This window comes from Corallococcus aberystwythensis (genome assembly GCF_003612165.1).
GTDB classification, from domain to species: Bacteria; Myxococcota; Myxococcia; order Myxococcales; family Myxococcaceae; genus Corallococcus; species Corallococcus aberystwythensis.
Genome location: NZ_RAWK01000018.1, coordinates 35970 through 55017 on the forward strand (window position 1 = coordinate 35970; position 19048 = coordinate 55017).

At 69.8% G+C, this 19048-nt stretch carries 10 protein-coding genes; 3 read left to right on the forward strand and 7 right to left on the reverse strand.

The window, feature by feature from the left end; all coding sequences use genetic code 11:
- Window positions 1–83: 83 nt before the first annotated feature.
- The 4 genes from D7W81_RS04850 to D7W81_RS04865 form a co-directional block, all read right to left on the reverse strand.
- Window positions 84–1634, reverse strand: a complete 1551-nt coding sequence (locus D7W81_RS04850; protein WP_244226970.1) for a DHA2 family efflux MFS transporter permease subunit — start codon at window positions 1632–1634, stop codon at window positions 84–86.
- A 6-nt stretch (window positions 1635–1640) separates the two neighbouring features.
- The gene (locus D7W81_RS04855) at window positions 1641–2924 is read right to left on the reverse strand and encodes an HlyD family secretion protein (RefSeq protein ID WP_120554130.1); all 1284 of its coding nucleotides are present in this window, start codon (window positions 2922–2924) and stop codon (window positions 1641–1643) included.
- A 47-nt stretch (window positions 2925–2971) separates the two neighbouring features.
- Window positions 2972–3478 carry a MarR family winged helix-turn-helix transcriptional regulator gene (locus tag D7W81_RS04860; RefSeq protein ID WP_120554131.1) on the reverse strand — a complete coding sequence of 169 codons (507 nt, stop codon included), beginning with the start codon at window positions 3476–3478 and terminating at the stop codon, window positions 2972–2974.
- A gap of 129 nt (window positions 3479–3607) precedes the next feature.
- On the reverse strand, window positions 3608–4564 hold the full coding sequence (locus D7W81_RS04865; protein ID WP_147445343.1) for a glycerophosphodiester phosphodiesterase family protein: 957 nt from the start codon (window positions 4562–4564) through the stop codon (window positions 3608–3610).
- A gap of 161 nt (window positions 4565–4725) precedes the next feature.
- Here D7W81_RS04865 and D7W81_RS04870 point away from each other — a divergent pair, with 161 nt between their 5' ends.
- Window positions 4726–4959 carry a hypothetical protein gene (locus D7W81_RS04870; protein WP_120525056.1) on the forward strand — a complete coding sequence of 78 codons (234 nt, stop codon included), beginning with the start codon at window positions 4726–4728 and terminating at the stop codon, window positions 4957–4959.
- Here the strand turns inward: D7W81_RS04870 and D7W81_RS04875 are convergent, their stop codons facing one another.
- Window positions 4960–13590 (reverse strand): non-ribosomal peptide synthetase/type I polyketide synthase, encoded by an 8631-nt coding sequence (locus tag D7W81_RS04875; protein ID WP_120554133.1) that lies wholly within the window; start codon window positions 13588–13590, stop codon window positions 4960–4962.
- Window positions 13591–13676: 86 nt separating this feature from the next.
- Between D7W81_RS04875 and D7W81_RS04880 the strand changes: the two genes are divergently transcribed.
- On the forward strand, window positions 13677–14213 hold the full coding sequence (locus D7W81_RS04880; protein ID WP_120554134.1) for a metal-dependent hydrolase: 537 nt from the start codon (window positions 13677–13679) through the stop codon (window positions 14211–14213).
- A 9-nt stretch (window positions 14214–14222) separates the two neighbouring features.
- On the opposite strand, the gene D7W81_RS04885 is transcribed toward D7W81_RS04880, so the two are convergent.
- Complete coding sequence (locus tag D7W81_RS04885) at window positions 14223–15026, reverse strand: glutaminyl-peptide cyclotransferase (protein ID WP_120554135.1); 804 nt, start codon at window positions 15024–15026, stop codon at window positions 14223–14225.
- Window positions 15027–15240: 214 nt separating this feature from the next.
- Between D7W81_RS04885 and D7W81_RS04890 the strand changes: the two genes are divergently transcribed.
- Complete coding sequence (locus D7W81_RS04890; RefSeq protein WP_120554136.1) at window positions 15241–17982, forward strand: DUF7927 domain-containing protein; 2742 nt, start codon at window positions 15241–15243, stop codon at window positions 17980–17982.
- Between the two features lie 120 nt (window positions 17983–18102).
- On the opposite strand, the gene D7W81_RS04895 is transcribed toward D7W81_RS04890, so the two are convergent.
- Window positions 18103–18564 carry a response regulator gene (locus tag D7W81_RS04895; protein WP_120554137.1) on the reverse strand — a complete coding sequence of 154 codons (462 nt, stop codon included), beginning with the start codon at window positions 18562–18564 and terminating at the stop codon, window positions 18103–18105.
- Window positions 18565–19048 lie beyond the last annotated feature (484 nt).

Here is a 19048-nt window from a genome sequence, read left to right on the forward strand (position 1 = left end):
CGCCGCGGTCCTGCTGAAATGAAGAAGCGCGGGCCCCCAGCACACCGGGGACCCGCGCTTTGTCGTTTCCAGCGTCCGCGTTGCTAGTGCGCGCCTTCCACCTTCACCTTGGGGTCCGCCTTCTGGAGCATGGCCACCAGGACGAGGGCGCAGACGAACAGCGCGGCGAGGATGAGGAAGTTCGCGTTGAAGGCCCGCACCAGCGCCTGCGCGTTGATGCGCTGGCCCAGGAGGCCATAGGCGGCGCCCGTGGGGTTGAGCACGCCCTTCGCGGCCATGGCCCCCGTCAGCTGGGAGACCTGCTCCTGGGCCACCTGCCCGTAGACGTCCACGTGCGAGGTGATGGCGGTGACGTTGGCCTGGGTGGAGCGGCTGAGCGCGCTGCTCATCCACGCGGTGCCAATGGAGCCGCCCAGCTCGCGGGTGAGGTTGAAGAGGCCCGCCGCGTTGCCTCGCTGCTCCGGGCGCAGGTTGCTGAGCGCCATCACCGACAGCGGCACGAAGATGAAGCCCAGGGAGCAGGCGCGGATGAACACCGGCGTGATGAGGGTGATTTCATCCACGCGCGTGGTCAGGTGGCCGTTGGTCCACAGGGACAGGCTCACGCCCACGACGCCGAAGGCGATGAGGAAGCGGCCATCCACCTTGCCGCCGAACTTGCCGATGAGCGGCATCAGGAGGACCTGGATGGCACTGCCCTTGAGGAAGATGAGCCCGATGTCCAACGCCTCGTAGCGCATCACGGAGCCGCAGAAGAGGCTGAAGAGGAACGAGCCGGAGAACAGCGCCGTGCCCACGAGGAAGTTCACCCCCGTGGCCGCGGAGTAGGAGCGGTTGGCGAACACGCGCAGGTCCACCACGGGACTGGGGGTCTCCAGTTCGTGGACCACGAAGGTGATGAGCGCGATGCCCGCGATGACCGCCAAGAGCGTGATGAGTCGGCTGTCGAACCAGTCCTCGCGGTGGCCCTCCTCCAGCACGTACTGGAGGCAGGCCATGCCCACCGCCAGGAGCGCGATGCCGTTCTTGTCCACCTTCTCCGTGGACGGCTCGAAGTGGGGCTGCTCGATGGAGCGCCACGCCATGTACGCGGCGAAGAGGCCCACCGGCACGTTGATGAGGAAGATCCAGTGCCAGCTGGCCGCTTCAATGAGGAGGCCGCCCACGGTGGGCCCCAGCAGCGGGCCCGTCACGGCGCCCAGGCCGAAGAGGGCGCCCGCCATGCCGTGCTCCTCGCGCGGGTAGCGGGCGAAGAGGATGGCCTGGGACGTGGGGATGATGGCGCCGCCGCCCATGCCCTGGAGGATGCGGAAGGCCACCAGCGAGGGCAGGTTCCACGACAGGCCGCACAGCACGCTGGCCACCGTGAAGAGGATGATGGAGAAGGTGAAGTACTTCCGGTAGCCGAAGCGGCGCTGCAGCCAGCCCGTCATCGGGATGACCACCACGTTGGCCATCATGTAGCCCGTGGACACCCAGGCGATCTGATCCAACGGCGTGCCGAAGCTCGCGCGGATGTCGCTCAGGGCCACGTTGACGATGGAGATGTCCAGCACGGACATCAGCGCCGCGGCCATGGCCGCGATGGTGATGCCCGTCTTGGAACCTTGGATGACGTCGCGGCGTGCGTCCACGGTGGGTTACTCCGCCTTCCGGGTGTCCACCGCCGCGGTCTTCTGGGGCTCGGCTTCCGCGCCTGTGTCCACGGTGACGTAGGCGCTCATGCCGGGCTTGATGGGCAGCGCCTTCAGGTCGCCGTCGAAGCGGATGAGCACGGGGATGCGCTGCACGACCTTCACGAAGTTGCCGGACGCGTTGTCGGGGGGCAGCAGGGCGAAGCGCGCGCCGCTGGCGCCCGCGAGGCTGTCCACGTGGCCCTTGAAGGAGTGCCCGCCGAACGCGTCCACGTCCACCTCCACCGGCTGGCCCGGACGCATCTCACCGACCTGGTCCTCCTTGAAGTTGGCGACGACCCAGATGTCGTTCTGCGGAACGACGGCCATCAGCGGGCGCTCCGGGCCCACCATCTGCCCCACCTCCACGGTGCGGCGGCTGACCACGCCGTCCACCGGGGCGCGCACCTGCGCGTAGGACACGTTGAGCTCCGCGAGCGTCAGCGCGGCGCGCGTCTGCTTGAGGCGGGCCTCGGCGAGCTTCAGCGCGGCCTGCGCGGCCTGCACCTGCACGGGGGCCGTCTCCGCGGCGGAGAGCTTGCCCTGCGCGGCCTCCAGGCCACCGGAGGAGCTCGTGATGCCTGCCTCGGTGGAGGTCAGGCGCGCGCGGGACTGGTCCAGGGCGGCCCTGGCCTGATCATAGGAGGCCTGACGGGCGTCCAGGTCCGCCTGGGCCACGGCGCCCTGCTCGCGCAGCTGCTTGATGCGGCCCAGGTCCGTCTCCGCCAGCTTGAAGCGCGCCTCGGACGCGACCACGTCCGCGCGGGCTTGATCCAACGCGGCCTTGGAGGAGCTGATGCCGCTGGAGGCCTGGGTGACGCCGGCGCGGGCCTGGCGCAGGTTGGCGCCCGCGTTGGCCTCCGTGAGGGTGAGCTGCGCCTGGGCGTTGGACAGCTGGGCCTCCGCGCTCATCACGTCCGCGCGGGCGACCTCCAGGCGCGCGTCCAGGTCCGCGTGGTCCAGCTCCACCACCACGTCGCCGGCCTTCACCACCTGGTTGTCATGCACCAGCACGCGGGCCACCTGTCCGGACACGCGCGGCGACACGTTGGCGATGCGGCCTTCGACCTGCGCGTCGTCGGTGGACTCGTGGCCGTGGTTGAGGAGGAAGCGCGCGCCCCCGCCCAGCACCGCCACGCCCACGAGGATGGGCAGCACCTGCCTGGCGCGGGAGCGCTTCGCGGGCTTCGTGGCGGCGGGGGCGTCGGTGGAGGGAGCGGCTTCCAGTGCAGGGGCGGTACGGGTCGTCATGGTTGTTGCTCGGAACGGCTGTGGAAGATGGGGTGTGGGGAGGCTGCTCAGGGGTCCCGCAGGGCGGGGATGCCGGAGGACACCTTGGCGAGCAGGGCGCGAAGGGTGTCCCGCTCATCGAGGCTCAAGGGAGCCATGAGCGCGGCGATGCGGCGGTAGTGGTCGGGCATCATGCCCAGGATGAACTCGCGGCCCTTCGAGGTGAGGTGCACGGAGTACATGCGCCGGTCCTCGGGGTGGTCCGTGCGGGAGATGAAGCCGTCCTTCTCCAGCGTGTCCAAAAGGCCGGTGATGGTCGCGCGGCTGCACCGCGACAGCTCCGCGAGGTCCGCGGGGCGCAGCGTCTCCCCCGCGTCCTCCGCCGCGAAGAGCTGCACCAGCACGACGAAGCGCCCGTGGGACACCCCATGCCGCGCGAAGTGCGCCTCGTAGGCTTCGGTCAGCTCATTGGAGAGCCGGAGCATCGTCAGGCACGTCTCGATGGCGCTGGGGTCGAGAGCGGGGAAGCGTTTGGCCAGCTGCTTCAGCCGCTCGTACCGGGGCACGAGCTTCATCGGCGTGGCGTTTCTAGGACGAGGAGGAGCCAAGACGAGGCATCTAGTAAGGCCCCTAACGATTTTGCGCAAGTCGTTTCGTCGCCTGACTAAATCCGCGATTCTCCGGACGGGGAGTGGACCTTCTGGCTACTCGACAGGGGCTTCCAGCAGGAGGACGGCGCGCAGCTCCGGGTGACGTTCCTGGAGGGAGCGCACGGCGCGCAGGTCGAAGGACTGCACGTCCGCCCGCCAGGTGAGCCCGGCCTCCTGGATGACCCCGGCGACCGCGTCGCCATGGGCCAGGGTGACGTCGGTCTTCGGGGACGTCCGTTTGAGTTCCACATTGAAGCGGACGCGGTGGGCATTCCGGGCGCGGAGCGGATCACGGGCTTCGTGCGCGGCGTCCGCCTGGTCCGCGGCGAAGGCGAACACCTGGCGCAGGGTGGGGACGGTGTAGGGGGCCGGGAGTCCCGCGCGGGCGGCGAACGCGACGGCCTCCGGCGAGCTGGCGCGGTCGTTCGTCTGTTCCGGGCGGTCCGCGAGGAGCCGGTCGCAGACGAAGGTGGCCTGGAGCTTCGCGACGGTGAGGGTCGCGATGGGGACGGGGGCTGGCAGCGGGCTTCCATCCGCGTGGCGGCACTTCGCGGGGGACAGGTCCGGGTCGTGAGAGAGCACGGGGACACCGTCGGCGGTGAGGACGGTGTCCAGTTCCAGCGTGGTCATGTGGAGGTCGAGCGCGGCCTCGAAGGCGGGCAGCGTGTTCTCTGGCCGCAGGTTCCGCGCGCCCCGGTGGCCCTGCGCATCGAAGCGCTTCGGGTCGATGAGCCCGTCCGCGTCCAGCAGGTCCCCGGGAGTGCCGTCCCCGTTGGCGTCGAAGTCGCGCACCGCCCGCGCGAGGAGGTCCGGCCGGTCGCTGATGATGCCGTCCACGCCGCGCTGGAGCAGGGCCTGCATCGTGGGCAGGTCATTCACGGTCCAGACGATGACCGGGTGGCCCGCGGCGCGGAGGCGCTCCAGGTCGATGCCGCCTCCGGGCTGGAGCAGCCGGGCGTCCGGTGAGCAGACGGGGGCCCTGCCGCGCGCGTGCGCACGCAAGGTGTCCATGAGGCGCACCGTGGGGTCGTCCGCTGGCGTGCGGGAGGCACGGCCCGCTCCGGAACAAGCGAGGGCGAGCCCAGCAAGGGCGCCGAGGGGGAACCACCTGTGGGGCGATGCCGTGCGCACGGGCTGCCTTCCTTCGGGGTGTCGGTTAGGAAGCGGAAGCGATGGACGTGAAAGATGCCACCGTGCAGGCAGCGTTGCGCCAGGCGTGCGACGACGCGGGACTGCCGCAGTCCCTGCGGGGCTGCGTGTATCCGCTGCTGCGGGACCCGGAGGGCGACTGGCCCCCCTGCTGCGGCGGAGGCTGCATGCCGTGCACGTCCACTCTGGCCGATGTGGCGCTGCGCACGCTGGAGCTGCTGGGCACGCCGCGACGCTCGCCCCTGCCTCCGGGGTGATCAGCCGACCCGCGTATCACGCCCGGGTCCCCTGCCCTCTGTCAGGTGGTCCTGGATGATCCGCGCCACTTCCGCCAAGAAGGGCTCCTCCATGACGGTGAAGTGGTTGCCCCGCACGTCATGGGCCTGGAACGAAGCGGTCGTCATGGCCTTCCACCAGTCCGCGGCGTTTGAATCCAGCACCGTGTCCCGTTCCGTGGCCCGCAGGTAGACGAGCGGCACCGCGTACCGGCCCGGCGCGTACGCCGCGATGGCCTCGTTGGTCGCGAGCACCACGTCGCGCAGCCGCGTGTCGAGCTCCATCGCCGTCCGCAGTCCCTCCGCCGCGCGCGGGGAGATGTCACGGAACGCTTCCAGGAGCTGGAGCACGTCCCCCACGCTCCGGATGCCCAGCCTGCGTGAGTCGTCCACTGTCACCGTGTCGATCTGGATGACACCCGCCACGGAGTGGCCGCGCTCCAGCAAGACGGCCGCCATCTCATACGCGATGACGCCGCCCGAGGAATGGCCTCCCAACCAGAAGGGTCCCTGCGGCTGGAAGGCCAGCAGCTCGTCCACGTACGCGCGCGCCATGGCCGGCACGTCGCGGTGAGGCACCTCACCGGGCTCCAGCCCCGACGCGCGGAACGCATGGACTGGCGTGTCCACGCCCAACCGCTTCGCCAGTGGCAGGTACGTGTAGACGGTGCCCCCGATGGGCTGCACGAGGATGAGTGGCGTCCGTCCGCGCTGCCCTGCCTGAAGCTCCATCCGGAGCGGAGCCTTCTTGAGGAGCGGCCTTCCCGTCCGCTCCAGCTCCTCCTGGACCGCATGCACCCACGCGCCCAGCGTCGGGTGCTCCAGCACCGCGTGCAGCGACAAGGTGACGGACAGCCGCGACTTGAGCTCGCGGTTGAGCTGCACGGCCAGCAGGGACGTGCCTCCCAGCTCGAAGAAATGGCTGTCCGGCGTCAGCGCGTCCACGCCGAGCATCTCCTTCCAGAGCGCCTCCATGGAGGCCCGTACGTCCTCGCGACGCAATGCCCGGGGCTCCCTCGTGATTTCAGGCCGGGAGGGCCGTGGCGCCGTGTCCGCCAGTGAGTACCGCGTACGCTCGAAGGGATAGGTGGGCAGCACGACGCGCCTGCGCGGTCCATTTCCGCGCACCGTGCTCCAGTCCACCGGGAAGCCCGCGGACCAGAGCTGGCCCACGGCCTGGAGCAGGGCCTGTTCATCGCTCTCCGGGGGATGCCGCCGCCCCGTGGGAACGCCGAGCGTGTGCATCACCAGCCGCTCCCGCCCCACCCGCGGGTTCAACAGCGTCAGCGTGGAGAGGGTCTGTCCCGGCCCCACCTCCACGAAGATCCGCTCGCGGTCCTCCAGCAGCAGCTCCAGCCCCGCGGAGAACCGGACCGTGTGCCGCAGGTGGCGGGCCCAGTACGTGGGGTCGTGCGCGTCGTCCTCGGTCAGCCAGGTGCCGGTGACGTTGGAGACCAGGGGAATCACCGGGGACTTCAGCTGCATCGTCCGGGTCAGGTCCGTGAGCGGTTGCATCGCGGGCTCCACGAGCGCGGAGTGGAACCCGCTCATGCGCGGCAGCCGCTTCGTCTTCATGCCCCGCGCCTGCAATCGCGCCGCGAAGTCCTCCAGGGCCTCCAGTTCGCCGGACACCACGCACTGGCCGGGCCCGTTGACCGCGGCCAGGGACAGCCCGGGGGGCAGCTCCTGCACCAGCACGAACTCCGACAGGGGCACGGCCAGCATGCCGGAGGGAGGAAGTGCGTCGCAGAGCCGGCCGCGCAGCGCGACCAGCGCCACGGCCTGCTCCAGCGACAGGGCACCGGAGAGACAGGCGGCGGCGTATTCGCCCAGGCTGTGGCCCAGGACGCTCGTGGGGTGAAGGCCCCAGGCGCCCAGCAGCCGCGACAGCGCGTACTCCGTCGTGAAGATGGCGGCCATGACCAGCGAAGGTGCTTGAAGCATCTCCTCCGCCTGCGGCCCAGGTTCGCCGGTGAGCAGCACGGCGCGAAGCTCGCGCTCCACCTCCCGGCCGAAGAGCGCGGCGCATTCATCGAAGGCTTCGCGATACGCCGGAGCGCGCCGGTACCACGCCGCGCCCATGCCCGCCTCCTGAGTGCCCGTCCCCGGGAACAGGAAGCACACCTCCGGGAGTGGCGACGAAGCGAGCTGCACGGAGCCGTCCCGCCGGAGCTTCGCGATGGCCTCCGTGGGTGTCTCGCAAGCGATGGCGCGCCGGTATCCGAACGCGGTCCGTCCCTCCTGCAACGTGTACGCGACGTCCGGCAGGGACTGTCCGGGATGCCGCTCCAGGTGATCCGCGAGCCGCCGCGAGGCCATGGCCAGCGCCTCCCCGCTCCGCGCCGAGAGCGTCAGCACCTGCGTCTCCAGGCTCGCGGCGACAGCGGGCGCCGGTGGCGCTTCCCCCACGATGACGTGCGCGTTCGTTCCACCAATGCCAAACGCGCTGACACCCGCGAGGCGCGTGAAGCCCTCGGGCACGGACCACGGCCGCCCTTCCCGGCTCACGACGAAGGGGGAACGCTCCAGGCCTGTATCCGGGTGCGCGTGTTCGAAGTGAACAGTCCCCGGCAGGAAGCGGTGCTCCAGGGCCAACGTCGTCTTGATCAGTCCCGCCACGCCGGCCGCCGAGTCCAGGTGCCCCACGTTGCTCTTGAGCGCGCCCAGGATGACCGTGGGCTCCGAGGCCTCACGGGCTCCAAAGGCGAGCCGCAGCGCCTGGACCTCCAGTGGATCTCCCAGCGGCGTCGCCGTGCCGTGCGCCTCCACGTAGGTGATGTGGCGGGGGGCCACGCCCGCGTCCGCGTGGGCTCGCATGATGACGTCACGCTGCCCCTCCACACCCGGGGCGGTGAAGCCGACCTTGGCGTTGCCGTCGTTGTTGATGGCCGAGCCCCGGATGACCGCCTGGATGGAGTCTCCATCCCGCAGCGCGTCCTCCAGGCGCTTGAGCACCACGATGCCCACGCCGCTGGAGGGCACCGTGCCCCGCCCCTTCGCGTCGAAAGGACGGCAGTGCCCGTCTGGAGACGTGATGCCGCCTTCCTCATGGAGGTAGCCGGACGGGCCGGACGCGAAGAGGGAGACACCGCCCGCCAGGGCCACATCGGACTCGCCCGAGCGCAGGCTCTGACAGGCCAGGTGCACGGCCACCAATGACGTGGAGCAGGCGGTCTGCACCGTGAGCGCGGGCCCGCGCAGGCCCAGTTGATACGCCGTCGCCGTGGCGAGGAATTGCCACGGATTGCCCAGGATGGACCGGTACGACTCCGAGGCCACGGACATGGAGCGGAAGCGCGGCAGCACCTGGTCCAGCCAGTAGCGAGGCACCCCCGAGCCCGCGAACAACCCCGCCTTGCCCGGCAGCCGCTTCGGGTCGTAGCCCGCCGCTTCGAGCGCCTCCCACGCACACTCCAGGAACACGCGGAGCTGCGGATCCATCAACCGCGCGTCCAGGGGGCTGTAGCCGAAGAACGCGGCGTCGAAGGACTCCACGTCCTCCAGCAGGCCCGAGGCCCGGACATAGGCGGGGTCGTCCAGGAGCTGGGGATCCTCGCCCGCGGCGAGCAGTGCTTCCCGGCTGAAGCGGGACAGTCCCTCACGGCCCTCCACCAGCAGCGTCCACAGCGCATCGATGCCGGGCGCTCCAGGGAAGCGCCCGGCCGTGCCGATGATGGCGATGGGGCCCGAAGCGCGCACGGGTGCCGGTGTCACCGGGGCGGGTCGCGCGGGGGTGTCCGCGTCCAGGTGCCGCGCGAGGGATTCGAGCGTCGGGAACTGGAACAGCGTGGCCATGCTCACGCTCAGGCCCAGCTCCGAGGCCAGCGCGGCCTGGACCCGCGCGAGCAGCAGCGAGTTCCCGCCCGCGTCGAAGAAGCCCTCCTGCCTGCCGACACGTTCCACGCCGAGAATCCGGCACCAGATGCGCTCCAGCGCCTTCTCGCGCTCCGTGGAGGCAGGGGCTTCGGGAGCCACCTGAGTCCTGACGGAAGGCAACGGCAGCGCGTCGCGGTCGAGCTTCCCCGTGGGTCCCAGCGGGAACGCGTCCAACAGCACCAGCTCCCGGGGAACCATGTGCGGGGGCAGTGTTTCGCCGAGCGAGTCCTTGAACGCGGGCAGCAGGAGCCGTGACGCCGCGGCGGCATCCCGGGGAATGACGTAGCCCACCAGGTGCCGCTCTCCCGCGAGCAGCCGGGGTTCGACCACGGCGTCCCGGACGCCGGGATGCTTGCGCAGCGCGGCCTCGATTTCACCCAGCTCGATGCGGAAGCCGCGCAGCTTGAGCTGGCGATCCGAACGTCCGTGAAAGTCGATGCCGCCATCCGGCCGGTGACTGGCGACGTCGCCGCTCTTGTAGAGGCGCGCGCCCGGCTCCGCGCTGAAGGGGTGGGGAATGAACCGCTCCGCGTCGAGCTCGGGACGGTTCAGATAGCCGTGCGCCAGCCCCTTGCCTCCGATGTAGAGCGCTCCACGCACGCCCACGGGGACGGGCATCAGGGCGTCATCCAGCAGATGGACTTCGTAGCCCGGGAGCGGTGTCCCGATGGAGTAGGGCCCCTGCCCCGCCACGCACTCGCCGGCCGTCGTGAAGACCGTGGCTTCGGTGGGCCCATAGACCTGGAGGAACCGGCGGCCCGGCGCCCAGATGTCCACGAGCCGCGCGGGAAGTTCCTCGCCGCCAATCGCGAGCAGCTTCAGGTCCGGTAGGGCTCGCCACGTCATGGAGCCCAACGCCGACGGCGTGAACATCGCGGTGTGGATGCGCTGTGACTCCAGGAAGTCCGCCAGTTCCTCGCCAGCGGCCACGTCCTCCTGGGCCAGCAGGTGCAGCGTGGCTCCGGAGAAGAGCGTCGGGAAGATCTCCGCGATGGAGAAGTCGAAGCCGAACCGGGCGCACTGCGCCACGCGCTGCCCCGGCGCGAAGCCGAAGCCCGAGGCCACGGTCCGCGCCAGATGCGCCGCGCCCCGATGACCGATGCGCACGCCCTTGGGCTGCCCCGTCGAACCGGACGTGTAGATGACATACGCGAGGTCATCCCCGGTGACGTGGACCCGGGGATTGTCCTCCGGTCCTCCGCGCACCTGCTCCAACGCGACCACCGGGGCACCCGCGCCGGCCATGAGCGCGCGCGTCGCCTCCTGCGCGAGGAGGAGCTTCAGCCCCGCGTCCCGCGCCGTGAACTCCAGCCGCGCCCGGGGATACGCGGGGTCCAATGGCACGTAGGCCGCGCCCGCCTTCAGCGTGGCCAGCATGGCGATGATCAGCTCGAAGGACCGCTCCAGGCACACCCCCACGAAGTCTCCAGGCCCGATGCCATGGGCCCGCAGGTGGTGGGCCAGCCGGTTCGCCTCCGTGTTCAGCGCGCGGTAGCTCAGGGACCGCCCCTGGAAGACGAGGGCCGGCGCATCCGGCGTGCGCTCCACCTGGGTTTCGAACGGAGGGTGCAGACAGTCCGCGTGAGACAGTTCCGCCACGGGCCCGTGGGCCCATTCGAGCAGCCGCGCCTGCTCCATATTCGAGAGCAGCGGCAGCGTCGCGACCGGCTGCTCCGGGTTCCGCACGGCTTCGCGCAGCAGCGTCACGAAGTGCCCGGCCAGCTGGTGGATCATCCACGGCTCGAAGATGTCCCGTGCGTACTCCCACCGCACGGACATGCCATCCGGCCGCTCATCCATCTCGATGGAGAGGTCCAGCTTCGACGTCCCCGTGTCGACGTCATGGGGCTCCACCCGCCAGTCCGACCCGGGCACCGCGATGCGCGGCTCCAGCGTGCAGGACACCTGGAACAGCGGGTTCGCGCCGGGGATGCGCGCCGGGTTCACCGCCTCCACGATGCGCAGGAGCGGCGCGTCCTGATGTTCGAGCGCCTCCAGGCAGACGTGGCGCACCCGCGCCAGCAGGTCCCGGAAGTTCGGGCGCTCCGAGAAGCGAAGCCGCAGCGGAAGCAGGTTCACGAAGTGTCCGGAGATGGCCTGGGACTCCTCGCGGCTCCGTCCGGAGAAGGCGCCTCCGACGACGAGGTCCTCCGCCCCGGAGTACCGGTGCAGCAACGCGCTGAACGCCGCCAGCATCGTCATGAAGAGCGTGGCGTCCTCACCGCGCCCCAGCGCCTTCACCGGCTCCAGGAGGTCACTGGAGATTCGCACGACGTGCTTGCCCCCCCGGCAGGTCGGGGCCGGTAGGCGGGGGTGCTGCGTGGGCAGTTCCAGGTGGGGTGCCCCCGCGAGCGTCTGCTTCCACCAATCCAGGTGCGGTGCGATGGCCTCCTGGTAGCGAGCCCCGTGCTGCCAGACGGCGGCGTCACCGTACTGGAGCGGCAGTGGCGGCAGTGAGGGGGCCTCCGCCACGTAGAACGTGTGCAACTCCTGGAGGAATGCCGCCATCGTGAAGCCATCCACGATGAGGTGATGCATCACCAGGGCAAGGCGACTCTCCACCGCGCTCAGCCGAATCCACGTCGCCCGAAGCAGCGGCCCGTGCGCCAGGTCGAAGGGCTCTCGCGCCTCCTGGGTGGCCAGTTGCAACGCCTTCGCGCCGCGCAGGCTTTCAGGAAGGGCCCTCAGGTCCACACGGCGCAGGTGGAACGGCACACCCGGCTCCACGCGCTGGAAGGGACCGTCCGGCGTGGAGCCGAAGGTCGTTCGCAGCACTTCATGCCGGGCCATGAGTGACAGGAACGCGCGCTCCAGCGCGTCGGGCTGGAGGTCTCCGGGCAGGGACAGCGTGAACGGCTCGTTGTAGACGGCGCTCCTGGGCGCCACCTGCTCCAGGAGCCACAGCTGCCGCTGGGCATCGGACAGGGGCAGGGGCCGCGTCCGGTCCACCGGGACGATGGGTGGCAGGACAGGGCTCCGGCTCTCGCCCCGTACCGCCTCCACCCACCTCGCCAGCTCCGCGATGTTCGGACTGTCGAAGAGCGTCCGCACGGGCAGGCGGACCGACACGGCCTGCTCCAGCCGTTCAATGAGCCGGATCGCGAGCAGCGAGTCACCCCCCGACTCCATGAAGCGGTCCTGCGTTCCCGTCCGCTGCGTCCCCAGGACCTCCGACCAGACGCGCGCGATGTCCTGCTCCAGCGGCGTGCGCGGGGTCCCCCCCTCCCCTCCACCAAAGTGCGGTGCCGGGAGCTTCTGACGGTCCACCTTGCCACTGGGATTGAGCGGCATCCGGTCCAGCACCATGACCGCATGCGGGAGCATGAAGTCCGGCAGCTTCGAGCCCAGGTATGCGCGCAGCGCCGCGTCCTCCAGCGCCGCGTCCCCGCGCCGTGAGACATACGCGACGAGCCGCTTGTCGCCCGGTGACACCTCGTGCACCCGGACCACCGCGTCAGCGACCCGGGCGTGGCCGCGCAGGATGCTTTCGATCTCTCCCAGCTCGACCCGCGCGCCGCGAATCTTCACCTGGTGGTCCACCCGCCCCAGGAACTCCAGGTTGCCGTCCTCGCGCCACCGCACCCGGTCTCCCGTCCGATACATCCGCGCCCCGGGCACATCGCTGAACGGATCCGGGAGGAACCGTTCGGCGGTGAGGCCAGGCTGGTTCAGGTACCCACGCGCAAGCCCCTCTCCGCCCAGGTACAGCTCCCCCACCTCGCCGTCATCCAGGACGTGCAGTTGGAGCCGCGCGAGCGGCCTGCCAATGGGGACGGACTCATCCGGAGCCGGAGGCGAGTGGAGCTCATACGCCGTCGCGGAGGTGGTGCACTCCGTGGGTCCATAGCTGTTGAGCAGCCGCCGTGGCTTTCCCTGTTCCATCACCCGCGCCACCCACTTGGGGTCCAGCACGTCTCCGCCCACCATCAGGACGCGCAGCGCACCAAACGCGTCCGGGATGGCCGATGCGAGTTGATGGAACAACGACGTGCTCAGCACCGCGACGGAGATGGCGTCCCGCCGGAGCTTCGCCGCGAGGAGCGGAGGCGACAGCAGGGTCTCCCGTGAAACCAGACACAGGGTCGCGCCGTTCAGCAGTGCGCCCCAGACCTCCAGCGTCGAGGCATCGAAGGCATACGACGCGGCCTGGAGGACGCGGTCGTCACGCCGGAAGCCCATGAAGCCCTCGTCCAGCACCAGCCGCGCCACGCCCCGGTGCGGGATGCACACCCCCTTGGGCTTCCCCGTGGAGCCCGACGTGTAGAGCACATAGGCCAGCGAGTCCGGTCCCGCCCCGCCCTTCACGTTCACGGCATCGAGCGCCTCCGCAGGCTCCTCCAGGGCAGGCGGCTCGACGACGTGTCCCTCGAAGCGCAGCCCCTGGACCACCTCACGTCGTCCGACAAGGACGCGCATCCCGGAGTCCTCCACCATCGCGGCGAGCCGCTCCGGGGGATGGCTCGGGTCCAGGGGGAGATAGGCGCCACCGGCCTTCAGGATGCCCAGCAATCCCACCAGCGTTGCCGGTGTGCGGTCGACACCGATGCCTACGGGCTGGCCGGGGCCCACACCCAAGGCCTGGAGCCGCCGCGCCAGCCGGTTCGCACGCCGGTTGAGCGCGTCATAGCTGAGCACGCCACCTTCGAAGTGCAGCGCCACGGCCTCCGGTGTGTCACTCGCGTGCGCCTCAAACAACGTGGCGATATCCGGCCCCGGGTGCTCGGAGATGAAATTCATGATGAGTCATTGCCCCCCACCTCCTCAACGCACTGCCCCGGGAACCTTCGCCACCGGCCCGGCATGCCGTACGCTGGGGCACCCCCATGAATCCCATCGTCCACGCCGAACTGTCCTGGCTCCTGGCGCAAGGCCTGCGCGAGCGGCGCGACCGCATCCTGATTACGTGCGCGGGGCTCGCACCCGATTTGGATGGTTTGTCATTGCTGGCGGGTGAAGAGTTCTATTCGCGTTATCACCACGTGATTTTCCATGGCTACGTGGGAGCGCTCGTCACGATGGCGGCCTGCACGGCGCTGGCGCGGCAGCGGGCGGCCGTGGCCCTGCTGTCGGTGGCTGCATTCCACGGTCATCTGTTGTGCGACCTCGCCGGGAGCGGTCCCGGCTGGCCCATCCACTACTTGTGGCCACAGAGCCTGGAGCCGTGGTCCTGGTCCGGGCAGTGGAACCTGGCGTCGTGGCAGAACACGCTCATTGGACTGGCGGCGACGCTGGCGTGTCTGGCGTGCGCCCTGCCCTTCCGGCGGACCGCGCTGGAGTTGCTGTCACCCCGCTGGGACGCGGAGGTGGTCCGGACCGTGCGGCGGCGCTTTTCCAGACAGGGTGAGTCTCCCTCCGCCTGAAGCGAAGGGCTACGGCGTGGCGGCGGGCCCCACCAGCGTCACCTCGAAGAGGTCGGGCCACAGCTTGCCGGTGAGGAACAGGCGGCCGGTGCCGGGCTCCAGCGCGATGCCGTTGAGCACCGCCTCGTAGCCGCGCACCCGGCCGCTCACCGCCCGCGCCAGCGCCGACGCGTCGATGACCGCCAGCACGCGGCCCGTGGCGTAATCAATCTTCAGGATGTTGTTGGAATGCCAGACGTTGGCGTAGACGCCGTCCTCCGCGCACTCCAGCTCGTTGAGCATCTCCTGCGGCGTGCCCTCCAACGTCACCTGCACCTGGGACTTCACGCTGAAGTCCTTCGGGTCGTGGAAGCGCAGCGTGGACGTGCCGTCGCTGCGCACCAGCTGGCCCCGCCAGTAGCACAGGCCCCAGCCCTCGCCGTCGTACTCCACCTGCTTCTCCTGCGCGGGCGGCGCGCCGTTCCACACCAAGAGCGTCTCGTCCTGCCAGGTGAGCTGGTACAGCCGCTGTCCGTCGCTCGCGAGCCCCTCCGGGAACACGTCCGGCAGGGGCTGCTTCCACAGGGGCTCCGCCTGCTCCAGCGAGATGCGGCGCAGGTCGCCCTTCTCACCGGTGCTCTCGTAGAGCTGGCCCTGGTGGAACTGGAGCCCCTGCGTGAAGGCCGTGGGGTCGTGCGGGTAGGTGTGGACGATGTTCGCCACCAGCCTCTGGAGCTTGACCTCCGGAGTGCCCGCGTCCGGCGCCTGGCGCTGCGTGGGCGCGCATGCCAGGCACAGGAGCGACAACGACAGGGACCAGGGGAGGCGGCGCATGGGCTTCCTTGCGGCAGACGTTACCGTGCCACCTTAGCGCGTCGCCAGCGGAGCGGGGCACCCGGCGCAGGGCCTGCGAGGATGGAGTGGTGTTGAGTGACAGGCTGCGGTTGCCCACATGTCCGAGCCCTTCGGTATGAACGGCATTCCAATGAAAGACAACGACAAGAGCAGGGCTTGCTGGCGCTGAGCGCCCTGCTTCACCTTGCCCGCCATGTCAAACGATTGGATTTACCGCGAAGCTCGCCGTTTCACCTCTCCGAGGCTCCTCTTCAAGGTGGCAGCGGCCTGCTTCTTCCTGGCGCTCTCCCTGGCCGGCGTGGCGGATGCGCGAGCCGCCCCTTCCCCCACCGCCGCTCGCCACCTGGAGCAGCCCGACATCCCGCCGGCGTTGCGCGGGGCGGTCGAGAAGTCCCTTTATCGGATTGGGGATTATCGGTCTTCCAACCCGGCCCAGGGCTTCGGCGCCACCTTCACCGATGCTGGCTTGCATCTGGCGGCGCGCGGGCCCTCTGCCGGCTCCTGGCAGTGGAGCATGAAACCGCGCGGCTACGGTTACGGCGAGCACATGCAGCCAGTGGCCTCGGCCGAGCGGGTCGTCCGTGACAACCGCATCGAATACCGGCGCGGGCCTCTGACTGAGTGGTACCTCAACGAGCGCCAGGGTCTCGGGCAGGGCTTCACGCTGGCGGCGCCGCCAGCGGGGAGTGTGCCGGGCGAAGCGCTGGTGCTCCGCCTGGGGGTAGGTGGGCCCCTGCGTGCAGTGCGCCAGGCCGACGGCGAGCAGGTGGCCTTCGTGGACGCGGACGGCGAGCGGGTGTTGAGCTACAGCAAGCTCGCCGCCTTCGATGCCAGGGGTCGCCAGCTGCCGGCCCGAATGCGCCTCGCCCGGGACGAAGTGCGACTGGAGGTGGATGACCGCGGCGCGGCCTACCCGGTGACCCTCAACCTGCTCATCGCCACCGAGCAGGCGAAGCTCACCGCCAGCGACGCGAGTGCCGAGAGTTACTTTGGATCCTCGGTGTCGCTCAGCGGCAACACCGCCGTCGTCGGCGCTCCCATCCACGACACGGCGGCGGGCGAGAGCGCCGGCTCGGTCTACGTCTTCGTGCGCAGCGGCACGACGTGGAGCGAACAGGCGAAGCTCACCGCCAGCGACGCGACGGCCGGGAGTGCCTTCGGCCTCTCGGTGTCGCTCATCGGCGACACCGCCATCATCGGCGCGCCTGGCCAGGAAACGGCGACGGGCGTTACCGGCGCGGCCTACGTCTTCGTACGCAGCGGCACGACGTGGAGCGAGCAAGCGAAGCTCATCCCCAGCGACGTGGTGCTCAATGCACAAGTCGGCTGGTCGGTGTCGCTCAACGGCGACACCGCCGTCGTCAGCGCTGTCAACGTTCCCTCCGAAAACTCGGGTTCCGGCGTGGCCTACGTCTTCGTGCGCAGCGGCACGACGTGGAGCCAACAGGCGAGGCTCACCATCAGCGACCCGGTGGCCTCCGAGCAATTCGGCTACTCGGTAGCGATCAGCGGCGACACCGCCCTCGTCGGCGCTCAGTACTCAGACATCGCTACCAATAACGGCGCGGCCTACGTCTTCGTGCGCAGCGGCACGACGTGGAGCCAGCAGGCGAGGCTCAGCGTCAGCGACCCGGTGACCGGGCGTTACTTCGGAGAGTCGGTAGCGATCAGCGGCGACACCGCCCTCGTCGGCGCTCGTACCAACGTCTCGTATCCCGGAGCGGCCTACGTCTTCGTGCGCAGCGGCACGACGTGGAGCGAGCAGGCGAAGCTCACCGCCAGTGGCTCGGGGACCTCTGATCTCTTCGGCTACTCGGTGGCGATCAGCGGCGACACCGCCCTCGTCGGCGCTCCTTACATCGACGCGTCGATTGTCGGCGCGGCCTTCGTCTTCGTGCGCAGCGGCACGACGTGGAGCAGGGAGGCGAAGCTCGTCCCCAGCGACGCGGCCAATGGCGAATTCGGCTGGTCGGTGGCACTCAGCGGCGACACCGTCCTCGTCGGCGCTCGTAGCGAAGACTCGGCGGCCGGCCCATCGGCCGGCTCGGCCCGCGTCTATGTGCTGGTCTCCGATGCCAATGCCGATCTGCAACTCAGCAAGCAGGCCAGCCCTGCGTCGAAGGTGCACACCGGCCAGAACCTGACCTATACCCTGACACTCACCAACAATGGGCCGGACGCCGCGACGAATGTCGTCGTCACGGACCACCTGCCCGCCTCGACCACCTTCATCTCATGCTCCGCGGATCAGGGTGGGGTCTGTGGCGGAACCGGCAGGGACCGCAGCATCCACTTCGCCTCCCTGGCTCCTTCCACGACGGCAACCATCACCCTCATTGTGAGGGTCAACTGCGACGTGGCCGACGGCACGAGCATCCTCAATTCGGCCACCGTCAGTTCCGACACACCCGACCCCATTCCCACCAACAACTCAGCGACGGCGCGGACGCACGCCTTCAATCCGGCGCCTGTGGTGACCTCCTCGGTCACCGCCTCCGCACTCTGGCCCCCGAACAGCAAGCTGCTCAATGTCGGACTCAAGGGCAGCGTGACCGACAACTGTCCTGGGGCCAGGCTCCAGGTCTTCGTGTTCGGCGACGAGGATGACCAGACCCCCACCAGCCCCGGCGTCATCCATTCGCCGGACGCCAAGGACATCGCTCCGGGCACGCTGCGCTTGCGCGCGGAGCGCGTGGTGCATGGCAACGGGCGGGTCTATCTGATCATCCTCAAAGCCACTGACGCTGGAGGCAAGGTGGGGGTCAGTGTCGAAACCGTGGTCGTGCCCAGGAACCAGTGCCCGGCGGACATGAACTCGGTCAACCACCAGGCAGCAGCGGCGAGGGCCTATGCGCTGACCCACAACGGCAAACCGCCACCCGGCTATTTCGCCATCGGCGAGCCTGGCGCTCCGGTGATTGGCCCGAAACAGTGAACAGGGCCTGAGTGAAGTCGAGGGAGGCGCTGACAGACTCGCACGGCGTCCCCTCTTGGCCCCGTGGGCGCCAGAGCCCTCACGAACGACTTCAGGCTGGCGCCATCACCTGCGGAGGCGTCACTCACGCGTCACCGCGAGGGCCACCTCCACCGCGCCACGCAGTTCATCCATGTCGAACGGCTTGTTGAGCACACAGGCAGCCCCCAGGCGCAGGGCCTCGCGGTGCAGCTGCACGTCGCCAAAGGCGGTGATGAGGATGACCGGCGTGTTCCACTGCTCGCGCCGCAGCCGGGCGAGCACCTCCAGGCCCGTGAAGCCCGGCATGCGCACGTCGGTGATGATGAGGTCGGGCGCGCGGGACTCCTCCGCCGTCAGCCCTTCGATGAGGACGCGCACCAGGTCCGGCCCGTCCGCTGCCTCCACGACCTCATAGCCGCGCCGCACCAGCATCTTGCGGATGAGCGTGCGCATCTCCGTCTGATCATCCGCGACCAGGATGCGCGGGGCCCGCGTGGGTTCGGGTTGGGGGGCTTCCCAGGCCGCGACGCGCGCGACCCCTTCCGTCTGATCGTGCTCCATGGACGTGAGCTCCTGAAGGGGTTGAAGGTGCCGCGGCGGTGACGCTCGCGGGGGTCCTTGAGGCTCCATGAGCATCCGCCGTGCCATGTCCGGCAGGGACCGGGGCGGTGGGGCGTGGGGCATGCCGCCCCCGGGCGAAATGCCCCGGCTGGGGCACTTTGCCCCGCGTCCGGGGGCCCCCGGGGCGAGGCTCCCCTCTGGAAGGGGGGCTTGGAGGGGTTGGCCCACGGACTGCAATGAAGTCCGGGCGTCGGACCGGATGCGGGGCTTCCTCAACGAGCTCCCTTCAGGCAGCTGGGCCACTGGTGGCTCCCGGTGTCGCTGGTGGAACGGGACCGCTGCCTCCTTCCCAGGGTGCCCACCGCATCCGGTTCGACTCTTTTTGCCCTCCGTCCGGAAGGCCCGCTTCCGGCCGCCACCAAGGAGAACGCACGATGGTTCGCACGCTTCCGTCCCGCCGCCGCCTTGCCCGCGCACTCACGCT